This window comes from Paeniglutamicibacter gangotriensis Lz1y (assembly GCF_000348945.1).
GTDB lineage: Bacteria > Actinomycetota > Actinomycetes > Actinomycetales > Micrococcaceae > Paeniglutamicibacter > Paeniglutamicibacter gangotriensis.
This window is the reverse complement of sequence record NZ_AOCK01000001.1, coordinates 319,132-341,103: the sequence shown is the minus strand read 5'-3', so window position 1 is coordinate 341,103 and position 21,972 is coordinate 319,132. Positions and strand designations below refer to the sequence as shown.

The 21,972-nt window shown below is 62.3% G+C and carries 19 protein-coding genes; 5 read left to right on the top strand and 14 right to left on the bottom strand.

The genetic code is table 11. The annotated features are described in order from the left end of the window. Window positions 1-23 precede the first annotated feature (23 nt). A complete protein-coding gene (locus ADIAG_RS01575; RefSeq protein WP_235045801.1) occupies window positions 24-956 on the top strand; it encodes an MBL fold metallo-hydrolase in 933 nt (310 codons plus the stop codon). A 522-nt stretch (window positions 957-1,478) separates the two neighbouring features. Here the strand turns inward: ADIAG_RS01575 and ADIAG_RS01570 are convergent. The 5 genes from ADIAG_RS01570 to ADIAG_RS01550 all read right to left on the bottom strand — a co-directional run bounded on the left by ADIAG_RS01570 (window position 1,479) and on the right by ADIAG_RS01550 (window position 7,166). Further along, on the bottom strand, window positions 1,479-2,846 hold the full coding sequence (locus ADIAG_RS01570) for an MFS transporter (protein ID WP_007269535.1): 1,368 nt from the start codon (window positions 2,844-2,846) through the stop codon (window positions 1,479-1,481). 52 nt (window positions 2,847-2,898) lie between these two features. Further along, the gene (locus tag ADIAG_RS01565) at window positions 2,899-4,101 is read right to left on the bottom strand and encodes a cytochrome P450 (RefSeq protein WP_007269534.1); all 1,203 of its coding nucleotides are present in this window, start codon (window positions 4,099-4,101) and stop codon (window positions 2,899-2,901) included. 21 nt (window positions 4,102-4,122) lie between these two features. Continuing rightward, complete coding sequence (locus ADIAG_RS01560) at window positions 4,123-5,088, bottom strand: PDR/VanB family oxidoreductase (RefSeq protein ID WP_007269533.1); 966 nt, start codon at window positions 5,086-5,088, stop codon at window positions 4,123-4,125. A 122-nt stretch (window positions 5,089-5,210) separates the two neighbouring features. After that, window positions 5,211-5,999, bottom strand: a complete 789-nt coding sequence (locus tag ADIAG_RS01555) for an IclR family transcriptional regulator (protein ID WP_007269532.1) — start codon at window positions 5,997-5,999, stop codon at window positions 5,211-5,213. A gap of 735 nt (window positions 6,000-6,734) precedes the next feature. Further along, window positions 6,735-7,166: an acyl-CoA thioesterase gene (locus ADIAG_RS01550; RefSeq protein WP_152426005.1), complete on the bottom strand. Its 432-nt coding sequence runs from the start codon at window positions 7,164-7,166 to the stop codon at window positions 6,735-6,737. 99 nt (window positions 7,167-7,265) lie between these two features. Here ADIAG_RS01550 and ADIAG_RS01545 point away from each other — a divergent pair, with 99 nt between their 5' ends. Further along, window positions 7,266-7,703: a pyrimidine dimer DNA glycosylase/endonuclease V gene (locus ADIAG_RS01545; RefSeq protein WP_007269530.1), complete on the top strand. Its 438-nt coding sequence runs from the start codon at window positions 7,266-7,268 to the stop codon at window positions 7,701-7,703. A gap of 16 nt (window positions 7,704-7,719) precedes the next feature. On the opposite strand, the gene thpD is transcribed toward ADIAG_RS01545, so the two are convergent. From thpD to adh, 7 genes are all read right to left on the bottom strand, one after another. Further along, window positions 7,720-8,619 carry an ectoine hydroxylase gene (gene thpD / locus ADIAG_RS01540; protein WP_007269529.1) on the bottom strand — a complete coding sequence of 300 codons (900 nt, stop codon included), beginning with the start codon at window positions 8,617-8,619 and terminating at the stop codon, window positions 7,720-7,722. 150 nt (window positions 8,620-8,769) lie between these two features. Further along, complete coding sequence (locus ADIAG_RS01535; protein WP_007269528.1) at window positions 8,770-9,174, bottom strand: ectoine synthase; 405 nt, start codon at window positions 9,172-9,174, stop codon at window positions 8,770-8,772. A gap of 47 nt (window positions 9,175-9,221) precedes the next feature. Continuing rightward, complete coding sequence (gene ectB, locus ADIAG_RS01530) at window positions 9,222-10,490, bottom strand: diaminobutyrate--2-oxoglutarate transaminase (RefSeq protein ID WP_007269527.1); 1,269 nt, start codon at window positions 10,488-10,490, stop codon at window positions 9,222-9,224. 119 nt (window positions 10,491-10,609) lie between these two features. Continuing rightward, window positions 10,610-11,131: a diaminobutyrate acetyltransferase gene (gene ectA / locus ADIAG_RS01525; RefSeq protein WP_200859340.1), complete on the bottom strand. Its 522-nt coding sequence runs from the start codon at window positions 11,129-11,131 to the stop codon at window positions 10,610-10,612. 329 nt (window positions 11,132-11,460) lie between these two features. Beyond that, a complete protein-coding gene (locus ADIAG_RS01520; RefSeq protein ID WP_007269525.1) occupies window positions 11,461-11,874 on the bottom strand; it encodes a DUF779 domain-containing protein in 414 nt (137 codons plus the stop codon). Between the two features lie 167 nt (window positions 11,875-12,041). After that, window positions 12,042-13,067: an alcohol dehydrogenase AdhP gene (gene adhP, locus ADIAG_RS01515; RefSeq protein ID WP_007269524.1), complete on the bottom strand. Its 1,026-nt coding sequence runs from the start codon at window positions 13,065-13,067 to the stop codon at window positions 12,042-12,044. Between the two features lie 222 nt (window positions 13,068-13,289). Further along, entirely contained in the window at window positions 13,290-14,813 is a 1,524-nt protein-coding gene (adh, locus tag ADIAG_RS01510; protein ID WP_007269523.1) for an aldehyde dehydrogenase, read from the bottom strand. A 264-nt stretch (window positions 14,814-15,077) separates the two neighbouring features. Between adh and ADIAG_RS01505 the strand changes: the two genes are divergently transcribed. Further along, window positions 15,078-16,844 (top strand): HNH endonuclease signature motif containing protein, encoded by a 1,767-nt coding sequence (locus ADIAG_RS01505; RefSeq protein ID WP_007269522.1) that lies wholly within the window; start codon window positions 15,078-15,080, stop codon window positions 16,842-16,844. Here ADIAG_RS01505 and ADIAG_RS01500 read toward each other — a convergent pair. Continuing rightward, window positions 16,841-18,154, bottom strand: a complete 1,314-nt coding sequence (locus ADIAG_RS01500) for a helix-turn-helix domain-containing protein (RefSeq protein ID WP_007269521.1) — start codon at window positions 18,152-18,154, stop codon at window positions 16,841-16,843. The genes ADIAG_RS01505 and ADIAG_RS01500 overlap by 4 nt on opposite strands. A 340-nt stretch (window positions 18,155-18,494) precedes the next feature. On the opposite strand from ADIAG_RS01500, the gene ADIAG_RS01495 reads away from it, so the two are divergent. Further along, the gene (locus ADIAG_RS01495) at window positions 18,495-18,911 is read left to right on the top strand and encodes a VOC family protein (protein ID WP_007269520.1); all 417 of its coding nucleotides are present in this window, start codon (window positions 18,495-18,497) and stop codon (window positions 18,909-18,911) included. 481 nt (window positions 18,912-19,392) lie between these two features. Continuing rightward, window positions 19,393-20,598, top strand: coding sequence for a DDE-type integrase/transposase/recombinase (locus ADIAG_RS01490; RefSeq protein ID WP_043472601.1), 1,206 nt, complete (start codon window positions 19,393-19,395; stop codon window positions 20,596-20,598). A gap of 86 nt (window positions 20,599-20,684) precedes the next feature. On the opposite strand, the gene ADIAG_RS01485 is transcribed toward ADIAG_RS01490, so the two are convergent. Further along, a complete protein-coding gene (locus ADIAG_RS01485) occupies window positions 20,685-21,965 on the bottom strand; it encodes a carboxylate--amine ligase (RefSeq protein WP_007269517.1) in 1,281 nt (426 codons plus the stop codon). Window positions 21,966-21,972 lie beyond the last annotated feature (7 nt).

Sequence of the window (21,972 nt, the reverse complement as noted above, 5' to 3'; positions counted from 1 at the left end):
TCACCACCGAAAGGCACCCGGACGTGGATTCTCCGTTTGAACTCATCACCCTCGGCACCGCCGCAGGCCCCGCCATCCGGGGTACCGAGGACGGCATCGCCAGCGCCCTGCGTGTGGAAGACACCTTCTACATGATCGACTTCGGGCTCGGCGCTACGCGTGCCGTCCACGAGGCCGGATTGCGCGGAAAAAACTTCCGTGCCGGCTTCGTCACCCACCTGCATTCGGACCATGTCGTCGAGCTTCCGGCCTTCCTACTGTGGAACTGGGGGGCACCGGTGGACGGCTTCACCGCACCCATCGAGATCCTGGGCCCGGGCCAGGATCCGACCCACCCGCGAGGGTCCTCGCTCTCCGGCACCGCTGCCATGGTCGAACACACGCTGGCCGCCTATTCCTATGATGCCGATATTCGTGCCACCGATGAGGCTCGACCGGTACTCAGGGAGATGGTGAAGGCGCGTGAGATTGAGGTACCGGCCCCGGGCAGTACTGAGATTTTCACCGTTTACCAAGACGAGCTGGTCAAGGTCACCGCGGTGCTGGTCAAGCACCCACCCATCTTCCCTGCGCTGGCTTTTCGCTTTGACACCGCCTACGGATCCGTCACCTTCTCCGGAGATACTGCCGAGTGCGAGGCTCTTGCGAACTTGGCGCGTGACACCGATATATTAGTTCACGAGGCCGTCAATCTGGACTTCTTCAAGCGCGGCAACTTCAGCCCGGCGTTCTTGGACCACCAGCGCCTCTCGCACACCTCCGCCGAGGGCGCGGGACGCATCGCCACCCTAGCCGGTGCCCGGTCATTGGTCCTGTCGCACTTCGCCGGCGTCTCCACCCCCGAAGAGTGGAAGAGCGCAGCGGCTTCAACCTACACCGGCGATATCACCGTGGCGACCAGCGGCCGGCGCTTCGCCGTGGGCCGTGCCCCCGCGACCGTGGAGGCCCTCGTCTAGCCAGCGGACAAGCCCGCAGGCCGGCACCGTACACCGAGGCCCTCCGTCGGTTTCTCCCCTGGGGAGAAACCGACGGGGGGCCTTCTTGCGGGGTGGCCCGGTCACGAGCGAGTCATACGTTGCCCAAGTGGTCCGGGCCGCGCGCCCACAGCGGCCTCAGATCTTCGGCGGCTGGTCTCCAATGACGTTGCACCGGACCACCCCGACTGGGGTACCGCAGTGCACCCCACCCCGAGATCCCGAGGAAAGCGACGCGTGCCGGTGAATGCGATCCGCTCCGGCCCGGGTTTTGTTCCAGATCCGTCAGTGGGAGAGACATGCCCAATCCCTCGGTAGATTTGCAGCCGATCGGGAGGTGGCTTTTCCCTCCGCGGTTCGACGTCGGCTCCCCGTAGCGGCCGGTCCAAGGGAACCGCACCGGCTAAGACAACAAATGCCTTCGTTCGCCTCCCGGGTGACCGGGGTGCGAACGAAGGCAGGTGGTGCCGCGGGAAGCCCCGCGGCACCTTATTGTCAGAGTACTCAGACCACGGTTTTGATGTCTAAGCCGAGCTTGGCCCTGTCTCGCTGCTGGTTGATAAAGAGCATCGACAGCACACCGCACACAGCGAGCGCGCCGCCAGTGATCGAGAAGGCTGCGAGGTAGCCGCTGTCCGGGGTCGTGGCTGCACCCACCATGAACCCGACGAACATTGGGGCCACCAGTCCGCCGGCGGTCAAGAAGGCGTTGGTGATCTGCAGGACCGCTCCGCGCTGCTGGATGGTGGTCATCTCGGCTGCCACTAGGTAGGTCACCGCGAAGAGCGCCGGGGCCGTGCCGAAACCGAACATAAAGCACACCACCGCGAGCACATCGTTCTGCACCAGTGTTCCCAGCACCACCAGCAAACCGGATGCCGTAGCCGCGGCGCCCAGGACCACTCCGCGGGCCTTGCGCGTCGACGCACCCCGGTTGACCAGGAACTCTGTCAACCAGCTCAACCCGATGGTGGCGACGAAGCCCCAGATGGCCGGCAGCGCGATCAACGAACCGGCCTGTTGGGTGCTCATGCCCATGGACTGTTCGTAGTAGGCAGGCAGCCACGTGGTGGCGACAGTGAAGGTCCAATACCCTAGGAACGAGCAGAGCACGGCAAGAATCCAGCTGGGCGTCATGAACGAACGCAGGTACCGCACGGGGGTGTCTGAGGCCTGCACCAGCGCAGAATCCAGCGGCTCGTCGCGTTGCCCTTCAATGTCCCGCTCGGCCTGCATCGAGGTATAGGGGCCCTCCTTGCCGATGGCCAGCCAGATCAACGACCAAATCACACCGATGACGGCGAGGAAGATGAACGTCGACTTCCAGCCGAACTCGGCGTTGATCCACGCCAGCACCGGGGCGAAGGCCACCACGCCGAGGGTAACGCCGGCCGATGCGACCGCGGCAGGGGTGGCCGAGCGTTTGGCGGGGAACCACTTGTACACCGCGTGCATGGTCACCGGAGCCAGCGGTCCCTCGCCTGCACCTAGGATCAACCTGCTGGCCCACAGTGCCGGCAATGAAGCGAAGACGAAGATCGGCACCTGGGCAACAGACCAGATCAGGCACAACACCAGCAAGATCCACTTGGACTTAACCTTGTTGGCGATCGGAGCCGCCACGAACTGGGCCACGCCGAAGAGCATGAACACCGCGGATCCCAGGAGGCCGAACTGCTGCGGGGTGATGTTCAAATCCCGCATCAATGGGACGGCCACGATGCCCAGGATCGCCTTGTCTGCCCAGCTGATCATCATCAGCACCAGCAGCGCAATGGTGATCAGCCAGCCGTAGCGCTTGCGCTTCGCAGGGGTCCACTGCGCCGGGTCATCCTGCGCAGTTTTTGGGCGCGGTCGTGAATCGAGTGTCATGGCGTAACTCCGAGACTGAAGTGAGGGGTAGGTATGGACCGAAGCCGAATGGTCAGCTTCCGGTGGTGATGCGTACCGGCATTGATTCGAAGCCCCGCAAGACATTGTGCAGGATCGGCGTTGGTTCGCCATCCAGTTCCAGGGTGTGAATCTTTTCCAGCATTTGTTGCAGGACAATTTCCATTTCAAGGCGTGCGATCGGCTGCCCGACGCACTGGTGCAGGCCCATACCGAAGGCAACGTGGCCGGACGAGGAGCGTTCCAGCGAGAACTCGTTGGCATCCGCACCCCATTTCTTCGGATCCCGGTTGGCTGCCCCAATGAAGAGCTGGACCTTGGAGCCTGCCGGGATATCGACCCCACCCAGCACCGTGTCAACGGTGGTGGTGCGGTGAAACTTCTGGAACGGGGATTCCAAGCGCAACGCCTCGTCGATCGCGAACTTGGCCAGCGACGGTTCCTTGCGCAGGCGCGCCCAGGCTGCCGGGTGACGGGCAAGCACTGCCAGGGTGTTGCCGATCCCGAAGATGGTGGTGTCAACCCCGGCCGAGAGCAGTGCCCGGACCAGCAACGCGGCCTGGTCCTCGGTGATCAAGCCTTCTTCAACCTTGGCCCAGATGCCCGCGCCGAAGCCGTCGTCGGTCAGCGACTCGCGCTTGCAGGCGTTCATGACCACGCGTGCGTGCTCATCGCCCTCGGCGAAGGCCTGGTGATAGATATAGTTTTCGGGACCGAAGGCGTTGAAAACCATGTTGCCGTAGGGCAGCAGGTGCTCGCGTCCTTCCATCGGGATGCCCACAGCGTCCGGGAACACCTGGATCGGGTACTTTTCCGCCAGGTCCTTGATCGCGTCGAAGCCCGGGCGACGAGACAGCTCGTCGACGAGCGTGACCGCGGGAGCCGTGAAGTCTCCACGAAGCGCGCGCACCGTGCCGGGATTGATGACACCGGTCAGCGCACGACGCATCAACGTGTGGATCGGCGGATCGGATTCTAGGATGCTCGGCGGGCGCCAGCCATCATCCTTGCGGATATCACGCGGACCCAAACCGCCGGAGGACACATAGGTCTCGAAATCGGTGAGGACTTCGTAGACTTCCGCGTAGCCGACTACGGCATAGGTCTGCTGGGATTCCAGCCAGGACACAGGTCCTGCCTCCTGCAGCGATGCCAGGAAGGGGTATGGATCCAGCAGGTGCTTCTCGCTGTACGGATCCCCGGAGAAGACTGCAGGTTCAATGGTGGGAGTGCTCATGGAAGATGGGCTCCTTGCGTGCTAGAGGTCGAGGATGAGTCGGCCGCATCCGGCGGCGGAACGGGAGACGCATGGAAGCATGACGTCGTTGGCGTCTTTGTCCGCTTGGGTCAGTACCGCGTCCCGGTGATCGGGTGTCCCGGAGATGACCCGGGTTTCACAGGTGCCGCACAATCCGGCCCGGCAGGAGGACAGGATGCGCACCCCGACTTTTTCGACGGCGTCGAGAATCGTCTCCGTGGTTTCCACCTTGACGGTGCGCCCGGAGCGCGCCAATTCGACTTCGAAGGGTTCACTGACGGATCCGGCACCGAGAGTGTCGGCAGTGAAGCGTTCCAGATGCAGGGCTCCAGGGGGCCAACCCATGCAAAAGTCCTCGATGGCGCTGAGCATGCCCCCGGGGCCGCAGGCGTAAACGAGCATATGTGCCCTAGGCATGCCCAAGATTTCCTGTAGGTCCAAGCGTCCCACTTCGTCCTCGGCATAGAGGTTCACTTTGTTTGAACCATATTTGTCTTCGAGCGCCTGGCCGAAGGCCATCGTGTCGCGCGATCGCCCGCCGTAGACCAACCGCCAGTCCCTGCCCTTGGCCTCGGCTTCTTCCAACATGGGGATGATCGGGGTGATGCCGATGCCGCCAGCAATGAACAGGTATTTCCGCGATTCTACGAGCGGAAAATTGTTGCGCGGCGCTGAGATGGCCAGAGGCGCACCCATGACCAGATTTTCGTGCACCCGCTGGGAGCCACCGCGCGAATCTGGCACGTGAAGCACCCCTATGCGCAGGATGTCTCGATCCTCGCGGGAAGAGCACAGGGAGTACTGGCGAGTGAACCCGTCGCCGAGATAGACGTCGATGTGTGCACCGGGTTCCCACGAAGGGAACTCTTCGCCGTCGATACGGCTAAGCACGAGGGAAACCACGCGATCGGCCACGTGGTCGACATCCGCGACAACAACGTCGAGTCGCTCAGATAGCTGCGTCATGCCAATAACTCCTTGAAACTTGCTGACCCGATCAGGTTGAGCCGGGCCACACCATTGATATTAGGTGGGGCACAACACAGAGTCTGCGATCCCTTCCAACCAATGGAAAGCGTAGTTTCCGCTCAGATCATTTCGGAACGGGCCAGGCTGCGGGCGATGCCGCGAGCCGCAATGCGCAGCACCGGAACCACACTGCCGATCGATGGAGCTTGCCCCTGCGACACCACGCCGAGCGCCGCCACCACGCGGCCGGTCGGCAACTGGATGGGAACCGCAAGCCCGTAGTTATCCAGTCCGCTTTCCTGGCTGGTTGTGGCAAAACCCTGCTGGCGCACTCGTCTGATCTCGGTTTCCAGATCCTGCCTGTCCACGATGGTGTGGTCGGTGACGGCCTTCAGCTTGGTCGCCTCCGGCAACAAATCCATGCCAATGTGGGCGAGCATGATTTTTCCTGCTGCACTGGCATGCAAGCTCAGATGCGAGCCTACGCGGCGGAAGGGCGAGCCGGCGCGCGTGCCCGAAATGCGCTCGAGCAGCAGTACCGCTTCACGGTCGAGGATAAAGAGGTTGACAACGTTTTGTGTCACGAACAAGACGTCCTGCATGTAGGGGGAAGCCAGCTCAGCGATGTCCTGTTGCACCGGTGCCAGCCGACCGATTTGCCACAGCCGTTGCCCGATGACGAACTTGTTCTGATCTTTGCCTAACGCGCCCCAGCGCAGGAGTTCCCCGGACAGCCGGTGCGCCGTTGCGAGTGGCAACCCTGTCCTGCGGGCAATCTCACTGAGTGACAACTGCGGATGTTCGGCGTCGAAGGCCCCCAACACTTCGAGGCTCCTCCAGGTCACCGAATCGGCGGTTACCGGAGCGGTCGAGGAATCGCGTGCTTTTCTTGGTGCTGCATTGGCCATCGAGCGTATTTTCCCTCCCCTAGTTTGCGGTCGGATCTCGGTGACAGTGTATCGAACAAGCCGGAACGCGACCCGGTTTGCACTACACGAGGACGTAAGCTTCGATCGCCGCCAATACGCCATTGGTATACCTGTGTCATGAAGGATCCGGAAGCAAACAAAGCGCTCGGCGTGACCGAGCGACACGTACCCACCCTGATTCAGCAACGAAATCTCAAAGCCTACGAGGTCGGGAGCGACTGGCATATCGAGGACCTCGAATTCCGCAGTGACTTGCACCGGCCGCTGTGCGAACATTCGCGGCTGGGCTTTTCGCGGGTGCCGCATCGCCATCGTCTCGCGGGGCTCCGCGGCCAAGACCGCAAGCGCACAGCCAAACGCATCGCAGAACTGCATGCCTCAGATAATCCCGCGGCGATGCTTATCGACCGGTGGGAGGCACGCAATCGGGCCCATTGGGTTTGGGAACCAATCTGGTGGAACACACCATCAGGGGAAACTCCGCATAGAACACGACGTGATTACCTCCGTAAGCCCACGGGTTTAACCAATCGGGTTTCCTCTGAGCACCAATTCCGTGGATCCACTCAACGCGAGATGGCGGCAGGCAAAGATCACGTAGCCTTGCACGATCCTAAAAAGATCGAACGCACGATACCGCCAACCTCGCCTGGACCGGGTCGAAAAGCATACGCGGGCTGTTCGACCGCCGGACAATGCTGGACCGAGCTGTACTCAAGCCTTGGCCGAGACCACCGAGTCTTCCAGCCAGCTGCGTTCGTCCTGGTCCAGGGCGCGGGAGGAAACCCCGTCTTCGGCCAACGGCACCATCACCGTGGTGCCGTCAAAGACCTTCACTCCGTGCTGCATCCCCACGAGGCGGACGGTGAAGGACTTGGTGCCGATGCGCACCGTGCCGAGCCGGATCAAAAAGTCCGGCCCGTAGTGCAGCGGGCGCAGGTAGTCGACCTGCAGCGAAGCCACCACGGTCCCGAAGCCGAAGCGCTTGTTGGATTCCCCGCCGCGCATCCAGCGGATCCGTGCCTCTTCCATGAGGGTGATGATCCGGGCGTTGTTCACATGTCCCAGAGCATCCTGGTCCGACCAGCGCAGTTCCATCGCCACGGCAACTGCCCGGTCCGGGTCCGGCATCATGTCATCATTCATGGCTCCATTGCACCAGAGCCATGTCCGAAGTTCGCAGTTGTTTACGCCGCCCGGGGCGGATGCACAACTGCGGTGCGTGTGCGTCACTAGGATGAGTGAATGCGCCTGTGGAGTCTGCACCCCCGATATCTGGACACCAAGGGGCTGCTCGCCTGCTGGCGCGAGAGCCTGCTGGCACAGAAGGTGCTGGCTGGGCAGACTTCCGGCTACCGGAATCACCCGCAGCTTCAACGCTTCCGCGCTACCTCGGATCCGCTGGCGGCGGTGGGAAACTATTTGGAGGGTGTTGCCCGGGAAGCCGATGCGCGCGGCTACAACTTCAACCGCGCCCTGATCGTGGTCCCGCTGGCACAGGATCCGCTCGACTTACTGCCGGTGACTACCGGCCAGCTCGAGTACGAACGCGGGCACCTGCTGCGCAAACTGGCGGTACGCGATCCAGAGCGTGAGGCGGTGCTTGCCGCGGCGGACCCGCTTCAGCTGCACCCTGCGTTCAGGGCCGTCCCCGGGGACATCGAGTCCTGGGAACGGCCCTGACACCGCGGTACCTGGCCTAACCGGCCGGGGTGAAGTCCCGCACGCCGATGTAGTCGGGGCGCGGTTCGGCGGCCCCGAACGGTTCCACCAAGGTGTTTTCCACGCTGTTGAACACGATGAAGATGTTCGAGCGCGGGTACGGGCTCACATTCCCGTTCGAGGCGTGCATGGCGTTCGAATCGAACATCACCGCCCCTCCGGCCTTGCCCTCAAGCACGTCGATCCCGTAGTCGTCGGCGAAGCGGGTCAGCGTCTGCTTGTCAGGGGTTCCGGCGCCCTGCATGATCAGCGATGACTTGTAGTTGTCCTCTGGGGTTTCGCCACCGCAGGAGACGTACCGATGGTGCGATCCGGGCATGATCATCAGCGGCCCATTAAACGAATAGTTATCCGTCAGCGAGATCGAGATGCTCACCGCCCGCGGGGAGGGCATGCCATCCTCAGCATGCCAGGTCTCGAAGTCCGAGTGCCAGGAGAATTCCTTGCCCTCGAAGCCCGGCTTGAAGTTCACCCGCGACTGGTGGATGTACACCTCCGAGCCCAGAATCTGCCGGGCTCTCTGGACCACGCGCGGGTCGTTGGCGATCTTTTTGAAGATTTCGCTGGTGCGGTGCACATCGAAGATCGAGCGCACCTGCCGGGACTTCGCCTCGATGACTGTCCGCTCGTCGGCCCGCACGCCCGGGTCTTGGGACATCCTGGCCAGTTCGGCCCGCAAGAGATCAAGCTCTTCTGGCCCGACCAGCCTCTCAACGGACAGGTAGCCCTTGGACTCGAAACCCTGCAGGGTTTGTGCGTCGATCGGTCCGTCGGCAGCACTTCCCCGGACCACCGGGCCCGGGCGGTCAAGCACCGTGTCGTGGCGCCCTGTTCGTGTTGGATACGTATCGTGGTGGCGACGCAAGGTCTCCGTCATTCTCGTTTCCTCCTCGGTTGCAACTTCGCTGCGCCATGTCGCGCAAACGACAAAGTGCCGGCCCTTTGTGGGTGCCGGCACTTCGTAGAACCTAAACCCCTGTGTAGGGGGTGCAGGCAAATCTTGGGGGGCTAGGCCCCCGTTTATGGGTTAGGAAACCTTAGCGGTGTCCTCCACGATCAGCGGGTAAACGCCGTTTTCGTCGTGGATCTCGCGGCCGGTCACCGGCGGGTTGAAGACGCAGGCCATACGCAGCTCTGTGGTGGCGCGCACGGTGTGCTTCTCGTTGCCATCCAGCAGGTACATGGTGCCGTCGCGCAGATCGTGCACTTCGCCGGTTACTTCGTTGGTCAGCGTGCCTTCACCCTGGACGCAGTACACGGCCTCGATGTGGTTGGCGTAGTGGAACGTCGAAGTGGTTCCGGCGTAGATCACGGTGTCGTGGAAGGAGAAGCCGACGCCTTCGCCTGCCAGCACCATGCGGCGGCTGCGCCAGGTCTCCGACTTGATGTCGCGGTCGGTATCGTTCAGGTCGTTCAGGTTAGTAACCAGCATGTGGTGTCCTCCGGAAAGTAGTGGGGTGTGTTGGGTGGTGCTGCAGGCTACGCGTGGGCCAGCGTCGAGGACTCGACGGCGGTGCGTACCGCAGCAGCAAGAATTTCCAGGCCGCGGGCCAGCTGCTCATCGGTGACGTTCAGCGGCGGCATGATCTTCACGACTTCGTCCTCGGGACCTGAGGTTTCCACCAGCAGGCCGTTGGCGAAGGCCTCTGCGGCAACCTTCGAGGCGATCTCCAGATCCTTGAAGATGACTCCGGCCAGCAGGCCGCGGCCGCGGACGCCCGCGCCCTCGACGCTACCGGCGATCTTTTCAAGTCCGGTGTGCAGGGTGGCGATGGTGCCGGCCAGCTGCTTCTCGAACTTGTCATCCGCCCAGTAGGCGCGCAGTGCCGCGGTGGCCGTGACGAAGGCCGGGTTGTTTCCGCGGAAGGTTCCGTTGTGCTCGCCCGGCTCCCAGACATCGAGTTCCGGGTGGAAGAGCGTCAGGGCCATCGGCAGTCCGTAGCCGGAGATCGACTTGGACACGCACACGATGTCCGGCTCAATGCCGGCTTCTTCGAAGCTGAAGAAGGTGCCCGTACGGCCGCAACCGGCCTGGACGTCGTCGACAATCAGCAAGATTTCGTGGCGCTTGAGCAGTGCCGAGAGGCTACGGAGCCACTCGGTACGGGCTGCACGCAGTCCGCCTTCGCCCTGCACCGTTTCCACGATGACTGCGGCCGGCTTGTCCACGCCGGAGCCCGAGTCGTCCAGGATGCGCTCCAGCCACATGAAGTCGGCGGTGGTGCCATCGAAGTAGTCGTCGTACGGAATCTTTGAGCTGTTGGTCAGCGGGATGCCGGCGCCCTTGCGCTTAAGCGAGTTGCCGGTCACCGACAGCGCACCCAAGGTCATGCCGTGGAACGCGTTGGTGAACGAAAGGATGTGCTGACGCCCGGTGACCTTGCGGGCCAGCTTCAGTGCGGCCTCCACGGTATTGGTTCCTGTCGGGCCGGGGAACATGACCTTGTAGTCAAGGTGGCGCGGCTTGAGGATCAGTTCCTGGAACGTCTCTAGGAATTCGCGCTTGGCCGGGGTCATCATGTCAAGCGAGTGCACGACGGCTCCGCTGGCCAGGTACTCCAGCAGTGGTGCGGTCAATACCGGGTTGTTGTGCCCGTAGTTCAGCGCGCCGGCGCCGGAGAAGAAGTCGAGGTACTCGCGTCCGTTCTCATCGGTCTGTGTGGCGCCGCTGGCGTGGGTGAACACGACGGGCCAGCTACGTGAATAAGTGCGGACTTCGGACTCAAGAGTTTCAAAAATATTGCTCATGGTCTTTCCCTTCAATAGGTATGACTAAGCTGCGGCGGAACCGGGGAAGGCACCAGCCGCGGAGGTTTATGGGTTTTGGGGGGCGGCAATCGATGCTGCGATTGCACGCGGTGGCACTGTTAGCGGCTGCCTGCTGTTGCCAGCTCTGGCATCGAGATATTGCTGCCGCGGTTCAGCGGGCCGATCCTGTACAGGAATTCGGTGTCGTGAGCGTCCGGGTACATCTCCGGGGTGAACAGCGCGGTGCGGGTCATCTGGGCTTCGTGCCGTTCGGCGAAGCGCGTGAAAAGCCGGTTGGAGGGCGCGTTGTCATCCGTGACAGTGGTCTCGACTTCTTCGACGCCGCAGCGTGTAGCCAGCTCGTCGAGCATCGACGCGGCTAGGCCTCGCTGCTGGAAGTCAGCTCCCACAGCGACTTGCCACACCATGAGTGTTCCTGGGGCGTCGGGGCGCAGGTAACCGGTGATGAAACCGGCCGTGACGCCATCGATCTCGGCGATAATCGACGTCTGAGCGAAGTCGCGGCACCACAAAAGGTACGCGTACGACGTGTTTACATCCAGCACTTGGCTATCTGTGGCCATCTGCCACAGGGTTTTGCCATCGGTTACTGCTGGTTGGCGGAATGTTGCCTCGGACATTGTGTTTTCGAGTTCTTCAACCATCCATTCCAACGTAGTCATATGACAGGAGAATACAACCCCGGGTACTGCGGATTTGACAGGATTCGGGTCCCGACGGGTAGGGTGTCGCGCACGGGGGGATCCCAAGGGCTACTAGGGATGCGTCGGGGTCAGCAGGGGCCTAAAGACACCCCTAGATACCGTTACCGTTTTGTTATATTACGTGAGCTGATTGTGATGCTGGTCACTCTCGCATCGGCATGTTACACCCCGCCTACGGCCCACAAACATGCGAACCGAGCCCCAAAGAGCCACTTTCGGGGCTCCAACAGGACCACTAACGAGGTTTACTGCCCGGGGAACGCAATGATCTCGCTACGGATCAGGAAGCGCTTTCCTTCGGGCGCTTCAACGGAGAATCCCGATCCGCGCCCCGGCACCACATCGACTGTGAGCTTGGTGTGCTTCCAGTACTCAAATTGCTCACGGCTCATCCAGAAGTCCAACTCCCCCAGGGTGCCGCCGTCGGCATCGGGAAGCTCGAAGGTCCCCAGCAGCACATCGGCATCCCCGGTCTTAAATTCCCCGGCCGGGAAACACATCGGCGAGGAGCCATCGCAGCAGCCACCAGACTGGTGGAACATCAGCGGCCCGTGCTGCCCCCAGAGCAGGCGCAGCAAATCGCTGGCCTCCGGCGTGAGTGCCACCCGGGAGAACTCCTCCCCCGGGATCTTCGGCTTCGATTCAATGACGCTGTCCATGGTGTTACTCCCTCTGCTCTTTGGGTACTGCTGCACAGACACCACCGCCCGGAAGCGTCTTGGCGGTACGCGTCCGGGCGGAAGGTGCAGAACCGGTGTTGCTAGCCCTGCCTCCTGGTTCCAGGGGAGGCGGGGAGGTCTTGACGCCTCAGGTGCGCGCCGGAGTGCTACTTCGCGTAGTCGATGACCACCCGGCCGTCGATCTTGGCGTGGACCATCTCGTCGAGCACTGCGTTGACATCCTCGAGCGGGCGGGTGTGGAACGTCGGCTTGATCTTGCCTGCCGCATAGAATTCCAGCGCCTCGATCATGTCCTGCCGGGTGCCGACGATCGAACCGCGGATGGTCAGGCCCTTGAGCACGATGTCGAAGATCGGGGCGGGGAATTCACCCGGCGGCAGGCCGTTGAAAACGATGGTCCCGCCGCGACGCGTCATCGAGATGGCCTGGCCGAACGCCGCGGGGTGCACCGCGGTGACCAGCACGCCGTGTGCGCCGCCAACGGCCTTCTGGATGGCCTCGGCCGGATCCTCGGCAAAGGCGTTGACGGTGATTTCCGCGCCGTGGCTGCGGGCCAGGGCCAGCTTTTCCTCTGCCACATCCACGGCAATCACGCGCATGCCCATCGCCACCGCGTACTGCACGGCGATGTGGCCCAGCCCGCCGATGCCGGAGATGACGACCCACTGGCCGGGGCGCACCTCTGACTGCTTCAGGCCCTTGTAGACGGTGACGCCTGCGCAGAGCACCGGGGCGATCTCAAACGGATCCGCGCCCTCGGGGATGTGGGCGGCGAACTTCGCTTCCACCAGCATGTACTCGCCGAAGGAGCCGTTGGTGGAATAGCCGCCGTTCTCCTGGGACTCGCACAGGGTCTCCCATCCGGTGCGGCAATATTCGCAATTGCCACAGGCATTGGCCAGCCAGGCGTTGCCGACCAGGTCGCCGACCTTGACCTCGGTGACTCCCGCGCCGATCTTCTCCACGTATCCCACACCCTCGTGGCCGGGGATCAACGGAAGATTCGGCTTGACCGGCCAGTCGCCCTGGGCGGCATGCAGGTCGGTGTGGCAAACCCCGGAGGCGATGACCTTCACCAGAGCCTGGCCCGGGCCGGGCTCGGGAATCTGGACTGTCTCGAGGGTGAGTTCGTCGCCGAATTTCTTGACGATGGCTGCGCGCATGGTGCTCATGGTTGTTTCCTTTGCTTGGTGCGGTGACGCGGGCACAGGGGGATGCACCGTCGCCGGTGCCAGACCCCGATCCCGCGCCGCCGCGGAAGGGGTGGAAAGAGTGCTGCAGGGGGTCGTTGCATGGCTCATCGCTGCAAAGGGTTTGCAGTGGGTGCCGTGGTGGCCGTCCGGGCCGGGGAAGGCGGCGTCGCTGCCGCCGGCCCCGGTCCGGGCGTAACCGGTTTAGAAGAAGCCGAGCTTGTCCTCCGAGTAGGAGACGAGCAGGTTCTTGGTCTGCTGGTAGTGATCGAGCATCATCAGGTGGTTCTCACGTCCGATGCCCGAGGACTTGTAGCCGCCGAAGGCCGAGTGCGCCGGGTAGGCGTGGTATTGGTTGACCCAGACGCGTCCGGCTTGGATGTCGCGACCGGCGCGGTAGGCGGTGTTGCCGTTGCGGCTCCACACTCCCGAGCCCAGCCCGTACAGGGTGTCGTTGGCGATCTCGATCGCATCGTCGTAGCCGGAGAACTTCGCAACCGAGACGACGGGGCCGAAGATCTCCTCCTGGAAGATGCGCATCTTGTTGTGGCCCTCGAAGATGGTCGGCTGCACGTAGTAGCCGCCTTCAAGGTCCCCGCCAAGTTCCGCACGCCCGCCGCCGGTGAGCACCTTGGCGCCCTCGGCCTTGCCGATGTCCAGGTAGGAAAGGATCTTTTCCAGCTGGTCATTGGAGGCCTGGGCGCCCATCATGGTGTCGGTGTCCAGCGGGTTGCCCAGCTTGATGGCCTCGGTGCGCTTGATGACCTCGGGCATGAAGGAATCGTAGATGGATTCCTGGATCAGTGCGCGCGAGGGGCAGGTGCAGACTTCGCCCTGGTTCAGCGCGAACATCGTGAAGCCTTCCTTGGCCTTGTCGTAGAACGCGTCATCCTTATCGGCGACGTCCTCGAAGAAAATGTTCGGCGATTTGCCGCCGAGCTCCAGGGTGACCGGGATCAGGTTTTCCGAGGCGTACTGCATGATCAGCCGGCCGGTGGTGGTCTCTCCGGTGAACGCGATCTTGCGGATGCGCTTGTTTGAGGCCAGCGGCTTGCCTGCCTCCACCCCGAAGCCATTGACGACGTTCAGCACGCCGGCCGGGAGCAGGTCGCCGATCAATTCCATCAGCACTAGGATCGAGACCGGGGTCTGCTCGGCCGGTTTGAGCACGATGGCGTTGCCCGCTGCCAGCGCCGGGGCCAGCTTCCAGACCGCCATCAGGATCGGGAAATTCCAGGGGATGATCTGGCCAACCACGCCGAGCGGCTCATGGAAGTGGTACGCGGTGGTGTGCTCGTCGATCTGCGACAGGCCGCCTTCTTGGGCGCGAATGGCTCCGGCGAAGTAGCGGAAGTGGTCGATGGCCAGCGGCATGTCGGCGTTGATGGTCTCGCGGACCGCCTTGCCGTTGTCCCAGGTCTCGGCGACGGCCAGCATCTCCAAGTTCTCTTCCATGCGATCGGCGATCTTGTTCAGGATCACCGCACGTTCGGCGGGGCTGGTCTTGCCCCACGGCCCGGCCGCAGCCTCTGCTGCGTCTAGTGCTGCTTCGATGTCCTCGGCGGTGCCGCGGCCGACCTCACAGAAGCCCTTGCCCGTGATCGGGGTGATGTTCTCGAAGTACTGGCCCTTGACCGGAGCCACCCACTGACCACCGATGTAGTGCTCATAACGGGACTTGAAGTTGACGAGCGAACCTTCGGTGTTGGGGTTGGCGTAAACCGTCATGACGACTCCTTGGAAACTATTGAGGGTGGTGAACTTGCTACTTAGTGTGAGCCTACTCACAGGCACGTTGCGGCAACGTTGCATTCCTCGGAACACCATCAACTTCGTACCAAGAGCCATCGGAATACCCGCCCGAGAACAGGTAAGACTTCCTGATTCTCATCCCACCAAGGGGGCCCATCGGGGCCTTTTCGTGGTTTCACTTCCCCCCACATTTGCTCATTCGGGCCGCACGACGGGTACCGATCGGCGCATCATGGGCTCATGGACACACCCAGCTTCACGGCCCGCCCCACGAGGCAGGCCGCCACCGACACCGCGGTCCGGCATCTTGCCACCGCGGTGCTTCAGCTGCGTGCCGCCGGTGCTGACCTAGAATCCTTGGACCTAGATGCTGCTTCCTCCGCAGTGGTTTTGGGCCTGCTCGAGCAGGGAAACCGGGCGATTGCCTACCGCCAGCTGCAGACCGTATTTGTTGCCGACGCGAACCAGATACACCGGCTGGATCCACAAACCGCCACGGACATTGACGCCCTGGCCGCTGACCCGCAATCCCTGGCCGACGGCACCGCCAGGGTTCCGGTGGAGCGTATGTGTTCGGGGATGAGTCCCCACCGCAATACTGCCTCGTGGATGCAGGGGCACCTGCATATTTCCGCGACCGAGGCCCGCCGCCGGCTCAATGGCTCCCGGTTACTGGTCGCCCCAGCCCCCACACCCACTCAGGTTCTCGCAGCCGACACCGGCACTGATACCGACACTCCTGATCCGATGGCGCCACTGTTCCCGGTGTTGGCGAAGGCCGCAGCCGATGGAACGGCGGATGTGGGAACGCTGGCTTCGTTGGCCGGAGGATTAGAAGCGATGGGTCCGCGTCTTGCCGACCGCCCGGATGCCTCGAAGCTCTCAGCGGTCATCGAAGAAGACCTAGCCCATGAGGCCCAGACCCGGGAGCCTAAAGATTCTCGCAAGGCCCTGACCGACTGGGGCACGTTTCTGGCCGAAAACGGGGCACCGCTGACCGATGAGCAGATCATCGCCAAACGCGGCATGTTCTTCCGAGGTCACCGCGACGGATTTGATGAGTATCTGATGCGCTGCGACCCGATCGATTCGGAAACGCTCCAAGCTTTCGGTGAGGCCTGGACCAATCCTCGTTCCACGAAGCTTCCACCAACGTCTGCCTCCACCACCAGCAGTAAAAGCAACAGTAACGGGAACGGGACTACCTGTGAGGCTGGTCAGGCTGGGGATGCTGGGGGTTCCTTCGTCGGGGCTCCGGCCCCTGCGTGGGCGGTGGCTCCGGGTACCGATCCGGCCGATGTGCCGCGCAGCGAATGGGTCGGTGGGGTTCCTGCCACCACCGTCAACGGCGCAACCACCAACCATGCTGGCGCGACCGCAACATGGTCGGATACCCGAGATCCACGCACTAGCCCGCAATTGCTCTTAGATGGGGTGATCGCGGCAGTCAGCGGGACGTTGAATGGTACCGGTGTCCCCGAATCCGGAGGCATGCGGGTGCGGATCGGGGTGTTGATCGGTTATCAGGCCCTGTTGGGTCAATGCGAAGACGCGGGGATCACCGATCACGGGCTCCCGATTTCGGCGGCGAACATCCGCCGCTTGGCCTGCACCGGAGATTTACTTCCGGTGGTGCTCGGTGGTGCGGGGGAGATTTTGGATCTGGGCCGGGAGGCCAGGAGTTTCTCCTCGGCTCAGCGCAAGGCCATCGCGATTCGTGATCGTGGTTGTGTGGTTCCGGGTTGTCGACGGCCGGCGTCCACTAATGAGGCTCATCATGTGAAGCCGTGGCTGGAAGGTGGTCTGACTAGTGTTAATAATGGTTCTAGTTGTTGTGCTCATCATCATGCGATGGTGCATGCCGGGTTGATCACGCTGAAAATGATCAATGGGATCCCGTTTGTGATCGGGCAGGCGGGTCAGCCTCGGGGAGAGCCGGAACGGAATCTTCATTGGCATCCGGAATTGCGTACTTCCGGCTACACCCCACCCCTCTTCACCGACTAACGGCGGGATTCGATCCGCTCCAGAGCCGCCACGACCAGTGCACGGTGCGGGGAACGGGCAGGCAACACCTGCAACGCGGTGCCCAGCACCTCTTCGTCGTCCTGCACCTCGGGTAGTTCAAGGAACCGGATCAGCTGTCCGTCGCTGCCATCCTGCAACATGGCCTGGCGCAGGACCGCGAACACTTCGTCGCGGATCTCCCCGATTCCGGGAGCCACGGAGCGTGGCAGCACCGGGCCTAAGTAGTTGTTGAGCGCGCCATCCAGATCGCCGCTTTCAATGGCCTTGATGACTTCCCAGGCATCGCAGCGTGGAACCTTCTCCAGCCGGTAGGGACGCGATCGAGGAACCAATGATTCGTCAAAGTCTGAAATCACCTTCCGCAAACGGACCAGCTCCGCCCGCAACGTACCCAGATCGGCCGCATCCGGATTGAGGTGCAGCAGTTCCACGAGCTGCTCGCCACTGAGCCCGTGCCGGTGCCAGCTCAGGAGCACCAGCAGTTCTGCGTGCCGAGCACTGAGCTCTACGCGACGTTCGCCACGACGCAACTCGGCGCCGCTACCCCGGGTCACCAGAAGCTCAGTCTCTTCAAATGTCTCAAGTTTCGGGGCGCTCCGGGCGGCAGACACCGCAATGCTCCTACGCGTCGGTTCGAAGTGTTCTTGGTGCCACCTCAACTCGGATTCGGCCGCAGCAACGGCAGCTTTCAACAGTGCCAGTGAATGGGCGGCGACGGCATCGGCTCCGCCGGTGATGTCAATGACGCCCAGTATTTCCCCGGTGTCGGGCGCATGGATAGGCACTGCCGTGCAACTCCAACGGTGGGCGATGGGGTCGAAGTGTTCTGCACCTGCCACTTGCACGCCGCCACCGGTGACCAATGCAGTGCCCGGAGCAGAGGTGCCGACGGTACGCTCAGACCAATCCGCCCCTGGGACAAATGCCATAGACTCAGCTTCCCGCAGCACCTGACTCTCGCCCTTGACCCAAAGAAGGCGACCACTGGGGTCCCCGATGGCCAAAATGAGTTTGGCATCTCGCGTTGGCTCCAGAAGCAGGCTGTCAAAGACCGGAAGTACCAGGCGCAAAGGCGACGCCATGCGCAGAACACGCAGGTCCTGGTCGCTGAGCACCGTGTCGGCGTTGGACGCGGACGCGTCCTTGTATTCCAGCGAGCGCAGCCAGGATTCGCGGACCACGTCCCTCAGCTGCCAGGCTCCTTCGGCCCCTGCGCCGGTGTCCAACGACTCGTGTGCCGCCAACGCACGGCGCTGCAGGGCCAGTGAGGCCGGAGACATCAGTGCCATCTTTCGCCTTCCACAGAGATCAGGAATTCCCACGCATGGGAGCCCTGACGGCGCCCCAAGTGACGCCGTTCACGATCCGACTCCCAGCTTAGGGGAGAAATCCTCCCGGTTGAACCCCACAACGCACCCGTCCCGCCAGTTCCCGCGTCCGAATCTCGGCGCCCGAGGTTCCCCTCAACAACGCCAAGGTAGCTACGTGCGAAGAACACCGAAGGAAGTTGGAACCTCTTCGATTTTTTGCTGATTTTCCTATTGCCTCCGTACGGATAGCCACGGATCATAGGTTCGGGAAGCCCTCCCGCAGCCGCTCAGGCTCCACTCAAGTAGAAGGACAGTCCCCATGGCCCGCATGCTTTACGTCAATCTGCCCACCAAAGACCTCGCAGCCTCGGATACCTTCTACTCCGGGCTCGGCTTCGAAAAGAACAAGGATTTTTCCAACGAAGTCGCCAGCTCCTGGAAGATTACCGAAACCATCTGGGTCATGGTGCTCACCGAGACGTTCTATTCATCGTTCCTTCGCAACGGCGACGAGCCTGCATATGGCGCCGGCCCACGAGAGGTCCTCAATGCCATCAGCGGGGAAACCCGCGAAGAAGTCGATGAGTTTTCCAAACGTGCCTTGGCAAGCGGCGGGACCATCTATCGCGAGGCCGCCGAAGAGTTCCCAGGCATGTACTCGGTTGCATTCCTAGATCCGGACGGGCACGAATGGGAAGTCGGCTGGATGGATATGTCGGTCACGCCGGGCACCTGAGTCCAGTCGCAGCCACTCGAGCGGCGCGCTGCTGGAACCACACTGCGGGCGCGGTATTTCGCCATGGCCGGGGCAACACAATAGTCGCGCAACAGGCAACGCGGCGTCGTTCCCGAGACGGCGAATAGTCAGGCCGTGCAAGCCTCGTTAGTGCATCCGGCATCGCGCGGCAACCAGTGGGCTTTGTCCTCGCCGCGGTCTTCCCACACAATATGCCGGCGTTGCCCGCAACGCTCACAAGCAGGGGATAGATACGACGCGCGCTCGGCATCCGTGTATACCTTGTAGTCGCTCATTTGTCCTCCTGCGTGGTCCGGTAGCCACACTCTACGCCCAGCACGCATCGATCACTAGGATCCGTGTTGACTCATCTAAAGTGCTCGCCAAACGAGGTGCGTGCCTCATTTGAGAAATGCTCGCGAAATCTCTGGTGTACTACCGGGCACCTTGGTGTGCTGGAGGGATGGATTATGGGTTGACGATGTCTGCGCGTCGGGAGATCACCAAGAAAGAAGCAACCGCATACTCGCGGGCTTCAAAGAAGGCTAGGGGCGTGATCCTGGACCGGCTCCAAGCCGAGATCGGTTGGTCCCGGGCCAACGCCCGACGGCAACTAAATAACGCCCTCAAGCGACGCGGGCCGGCTTCCGCAGTGAAACACAAACCCCGCTCACCCTCCTACGGCTACGACACCCTGAAGGTCCTACAACGGGTCTGGCTGATCGCGGACCGGCCATGCGGCAAATACCTAGCCGCTGCCATGGCGTCGACCCTGGACAACATGGAATCCCATGCCGGGAGGGGGTCCTTCGGCCCGGTACGCGGCCGCTACGGACCACTGGTGCGTGAGCAGCTGCTGGCCATCAGCCCCGCGACGATCGACCGGCTCCTAAAGCCCTATAAAGCCCAGTTGCAACCGGATGGAATCTCCACCACTCACTCCACCAAAAACCAGTACCGGCAGGCGATTCCCATCATGACTCGCATCCCGGTGATCGACCGACAACCCGGGCTGGTGGCCATCGATACCGTCGCCCACTGCGGTCTCACCGCCAAGGGCGAATACGCTTTCACGCTCACCGTCACCGACACCTTCACCGGGTGGACGGTGAACCGTTCGGTGAAGAACAAGGCCGCCAAATGGATTGTTCTGGCGCTGGAGGAGATCCGCTCAGAATTCCCCTTTCCGATCGACAGAGCGCACGTCGACAACGGATCAGAATTCCTCAATTATGCCGTAACCACGTGGGCCAAGGAACACAATATTCGGATGACCAGATCCCGTCCCCACCACTCAAACGACAACCCGTTCGTGGAGCAGAAAAATGGGGATATCGTGCGGCGCAGCGCGTTCAACTACCGCTACGACACCCCGACCGAGCTGGCCCTGCTGAACCGTTTGTGGCCGCTGGTGAACCTGCGCAAGAACCTGTTCCTGCCGACCAAGAAAGCCATCGGATACAGGCTCACTGCCACCGGGCGACACACCCGCGACTACGACGCCCCGCGCACCCCGGCGGACCGAGTGAAGGACACCGGGATCATGCTGCCGCCCGAACGCCAGAGAATGACGGAAACCTACGTGGCCACTGACCTGGCAAAAATGACCAAGGAGATCAACAATATCCAGGGGGAACTCATCCGGCTGGCGGCCCTGAAGACCCGGTCACAAACCAGGATTGCCTGACGGGATTTCGCGAGCATTTTTGATGAGGCACGCGGTACTCATTTGGCGAGCACATTGACATGAGGCACTACGGGATCCCACGGCCATTAGGGCGTTCGCGGAGGGAAGGCCTTGTACTTTCGGTAGTGGTTCACGGAGTTCAACAGCACGAAGAGCTTCCGCTTCGGGTGCTTTTCTGCACTGTAACGCAACGGGTTGGAGACTTTGCCTGCCTTGAGCAGGGCCGCAGCCTTCGCCCCGACCTCCGAGTCCAAGAAGCGGCGCAGCAAGTGGTGCGGGAGCACCGTATAGAGGTGCTCGACGGCCAGCACCTTCACGCCGTGTCCATCGGTACGCACGATGCCCGGTTCAAGGTCCGTGGAGTCGAATTCGGCACCCAGGTATTCACGCACGTAGAAGCGTGCGGCGTTGGCACCCGCAGCGGTGAGGTAGTAATGATTTCGGCCCAGCCGGGGGTTCAGTTCGAAGAACTTGATGACACCGTCGCGTGGGTCGAGCTTCGCATCGAACATCGAGAAACCTGTCCAGCCCAGTTCCTCCAGCAGACGGCGTCCGTGATCGATGACCTCCGAGTCCACAGCGGTGACGATGGCCGCGGAGTTGCCCAGCACCAGTGGCGAGTGCTCCTCCACCACGACCTCCCCGTAGCCGGCGAACTGCACGGTTCCGTCCTGCGAAGAGAAGTAGGTGCATAGGCGCATGTTGCTGTCCCCACCGGGGATGAGTTCCTGCAGAATATAAGGCTCGGCGTAGCCGCTGGCCTGGATCCTGCCCAGCAGATCCATCAATTCGGCGTGGGAATTGATGGTGTGGATCTTCTGTTTGCCGGCAAACTTTGCAGTAATCCAGGTGGAGGAATCCGAAGGCTTCCCGATCAGCGGGAACGGTAAGTCAGCTGGAAGCAGTTCAGGGGCCGTGGCCGGATCGTAGGAGACGGTGAACGGGTGCGGGATGCCTAAACGCGTGCATAGTGCGTAGAAGTTCTCTTTGAGGGCCGCTTGTTCCATCATTTCGAGCGGCACGTAGGGAATCGTGAAGTACACCTCAAGTTCCGCGCGGCGCCGGGTGATCAGCATGACGTGCAGGTCGAGGGATCCGCAGAGCAGCAATGGCCTCGGGTTTGCGCCGTCGTTCGTCAGTTCCTTGCCGAGGGCCAGCAGGTGCGCAACAACGCGGTCCTCGTCCAAGATGCTGCCGGCCGGGCGTAGCTCAAGTGCCACCGAGTTATCGATGACGCCGTTGCCGCCGGCTGGAACCCCCACGCTGGTGATTCCGTAGGCTTCGTGGAATTCTCGGGCCAGCGAGTAGGTGCCAATGTCCCCTCCGAGGATGACGGGAACGAAGGGCTGTGAATCGGAAATACTCATGGGTTCA

Coding starts and splice junctions, on each gene's coding strand:
- ADIAG_RS01500 (WP_007269521.1), bottom strand. CDS start 18,154: ATGGCACTGATGTCTCCGGCCTCACTGGCCCTGCAGCGCCGTGCGTTG.
- ADIAG_RS01550 (WP_152426005.1), bottom strand. CDS start 7,166: ATGAATGATGACATGATGCCGGACCCGGACCGGGCAGTTGCCGTGGCG.
- ADIAG_RS01485 (WP_007269517.1), bottom strand. CDS start 21,965: ATGAGTATTTCCGATTCACAGCCCTTCGTTCCCGTCATCCTCGGAGGG.
- ADIAG_RS01505 (WP_007269522.1), top strand. CDS start 15,078: ATGGACACACCCAGCTTCACGGCCCGCCCCACGAGGCAGGCCGCCACC.
- ADIAG_RS01535 (WP_007269528.1), bottom strand. CDS start 9,174: ATGCTGGTTACTAACCTGAACGACCTGAACGATACCGACCGCGACATC.
- adhP (WP_007269524.1), bottom strand. CDS start 13,067: ATGAGCACCATGCGCGCAGCCATCGTCAAGAAATTCGGCGACGAACTC.
- ADIAG_RS01545 (WP_007269530.1), top strand. CDS start 7,266: ATGCGCCTGTGGAGTCTGCACCCCCGATATCTGGACACCAAGGGGCTG.
- ADIAG_RS01490 (WP_043472601.1), top strand. CDS start 19,393: ATGTCTGCGCGTCGGGAGATCACCAAGAAAGAAGCAACCGCATACTCG.
- ADIAG_RS01495 (WP_007269520.1), top strand. CDS start 18,495: ATGGCCCGCATGCTTTACGTCAATCTGCCCACCAAAGACCTCGCAGCC.
- ADIAG_RS01520 (WP_007269525.1), bottom strand. CDS start 11,874: ATGGACAGCGTCATTGAATCGAAGCCGAAGATCCCGGGGGAGGAGTTC.
- ADIAG_RS01570 (WP_007269535.1), bottom strand. CDS start 2,846: ATGACACTCGATTCACGACCGCGCCCAAAAACTGCGCAGGATGACCCG.
- ADIAG_RS01565 (WP_007269534.1), bottom strand. CDS start 4,101: ATGAGCACTCCCACCATTGAACCTGCAGTCTTCTCCGGGGATCCGTAC.
- ectB (WP_007269527.1), bottom strand. CDS start 10,490: ATGAGCAATATTTTTGAAACTCTTGAGTCCGAAGTCCGCACTTATTCA.
- adh (WP_007269523.1), bottom strand. CDS start 14,813: ATGACGGTTTACGCCAACCCCAACACCGAAGGTTCGCTCGTCAACTTC.
- ectA (WP_200859340.1), bottom strand. CDS start 11,131: ATGTCCGAGGCAACATTCCGCCAACCAGCAGTAACCGATGGCAAAACC.
- thpD (WP_007269529.1), bottom strand. CDS start 8,619: ATGACGGAGACCTTGCGTCGCCACCACGATACGTATCCAACACGAACA.
- ADIAG_RS01555 (WP_007269532.1), bottom strand. CDS start 5,999: ATGGCCAATGCAGCACCAAGAAAAGCACGCGATTCCTCGACCGCTCCG.
- ADIAG_RS01560 (WP_007269533.1), bottom strand. CDS start 5,088: ATGACGCAGCTATCTGAGCGACTCGACGTTGTTGTCGCGGATGTCGAC.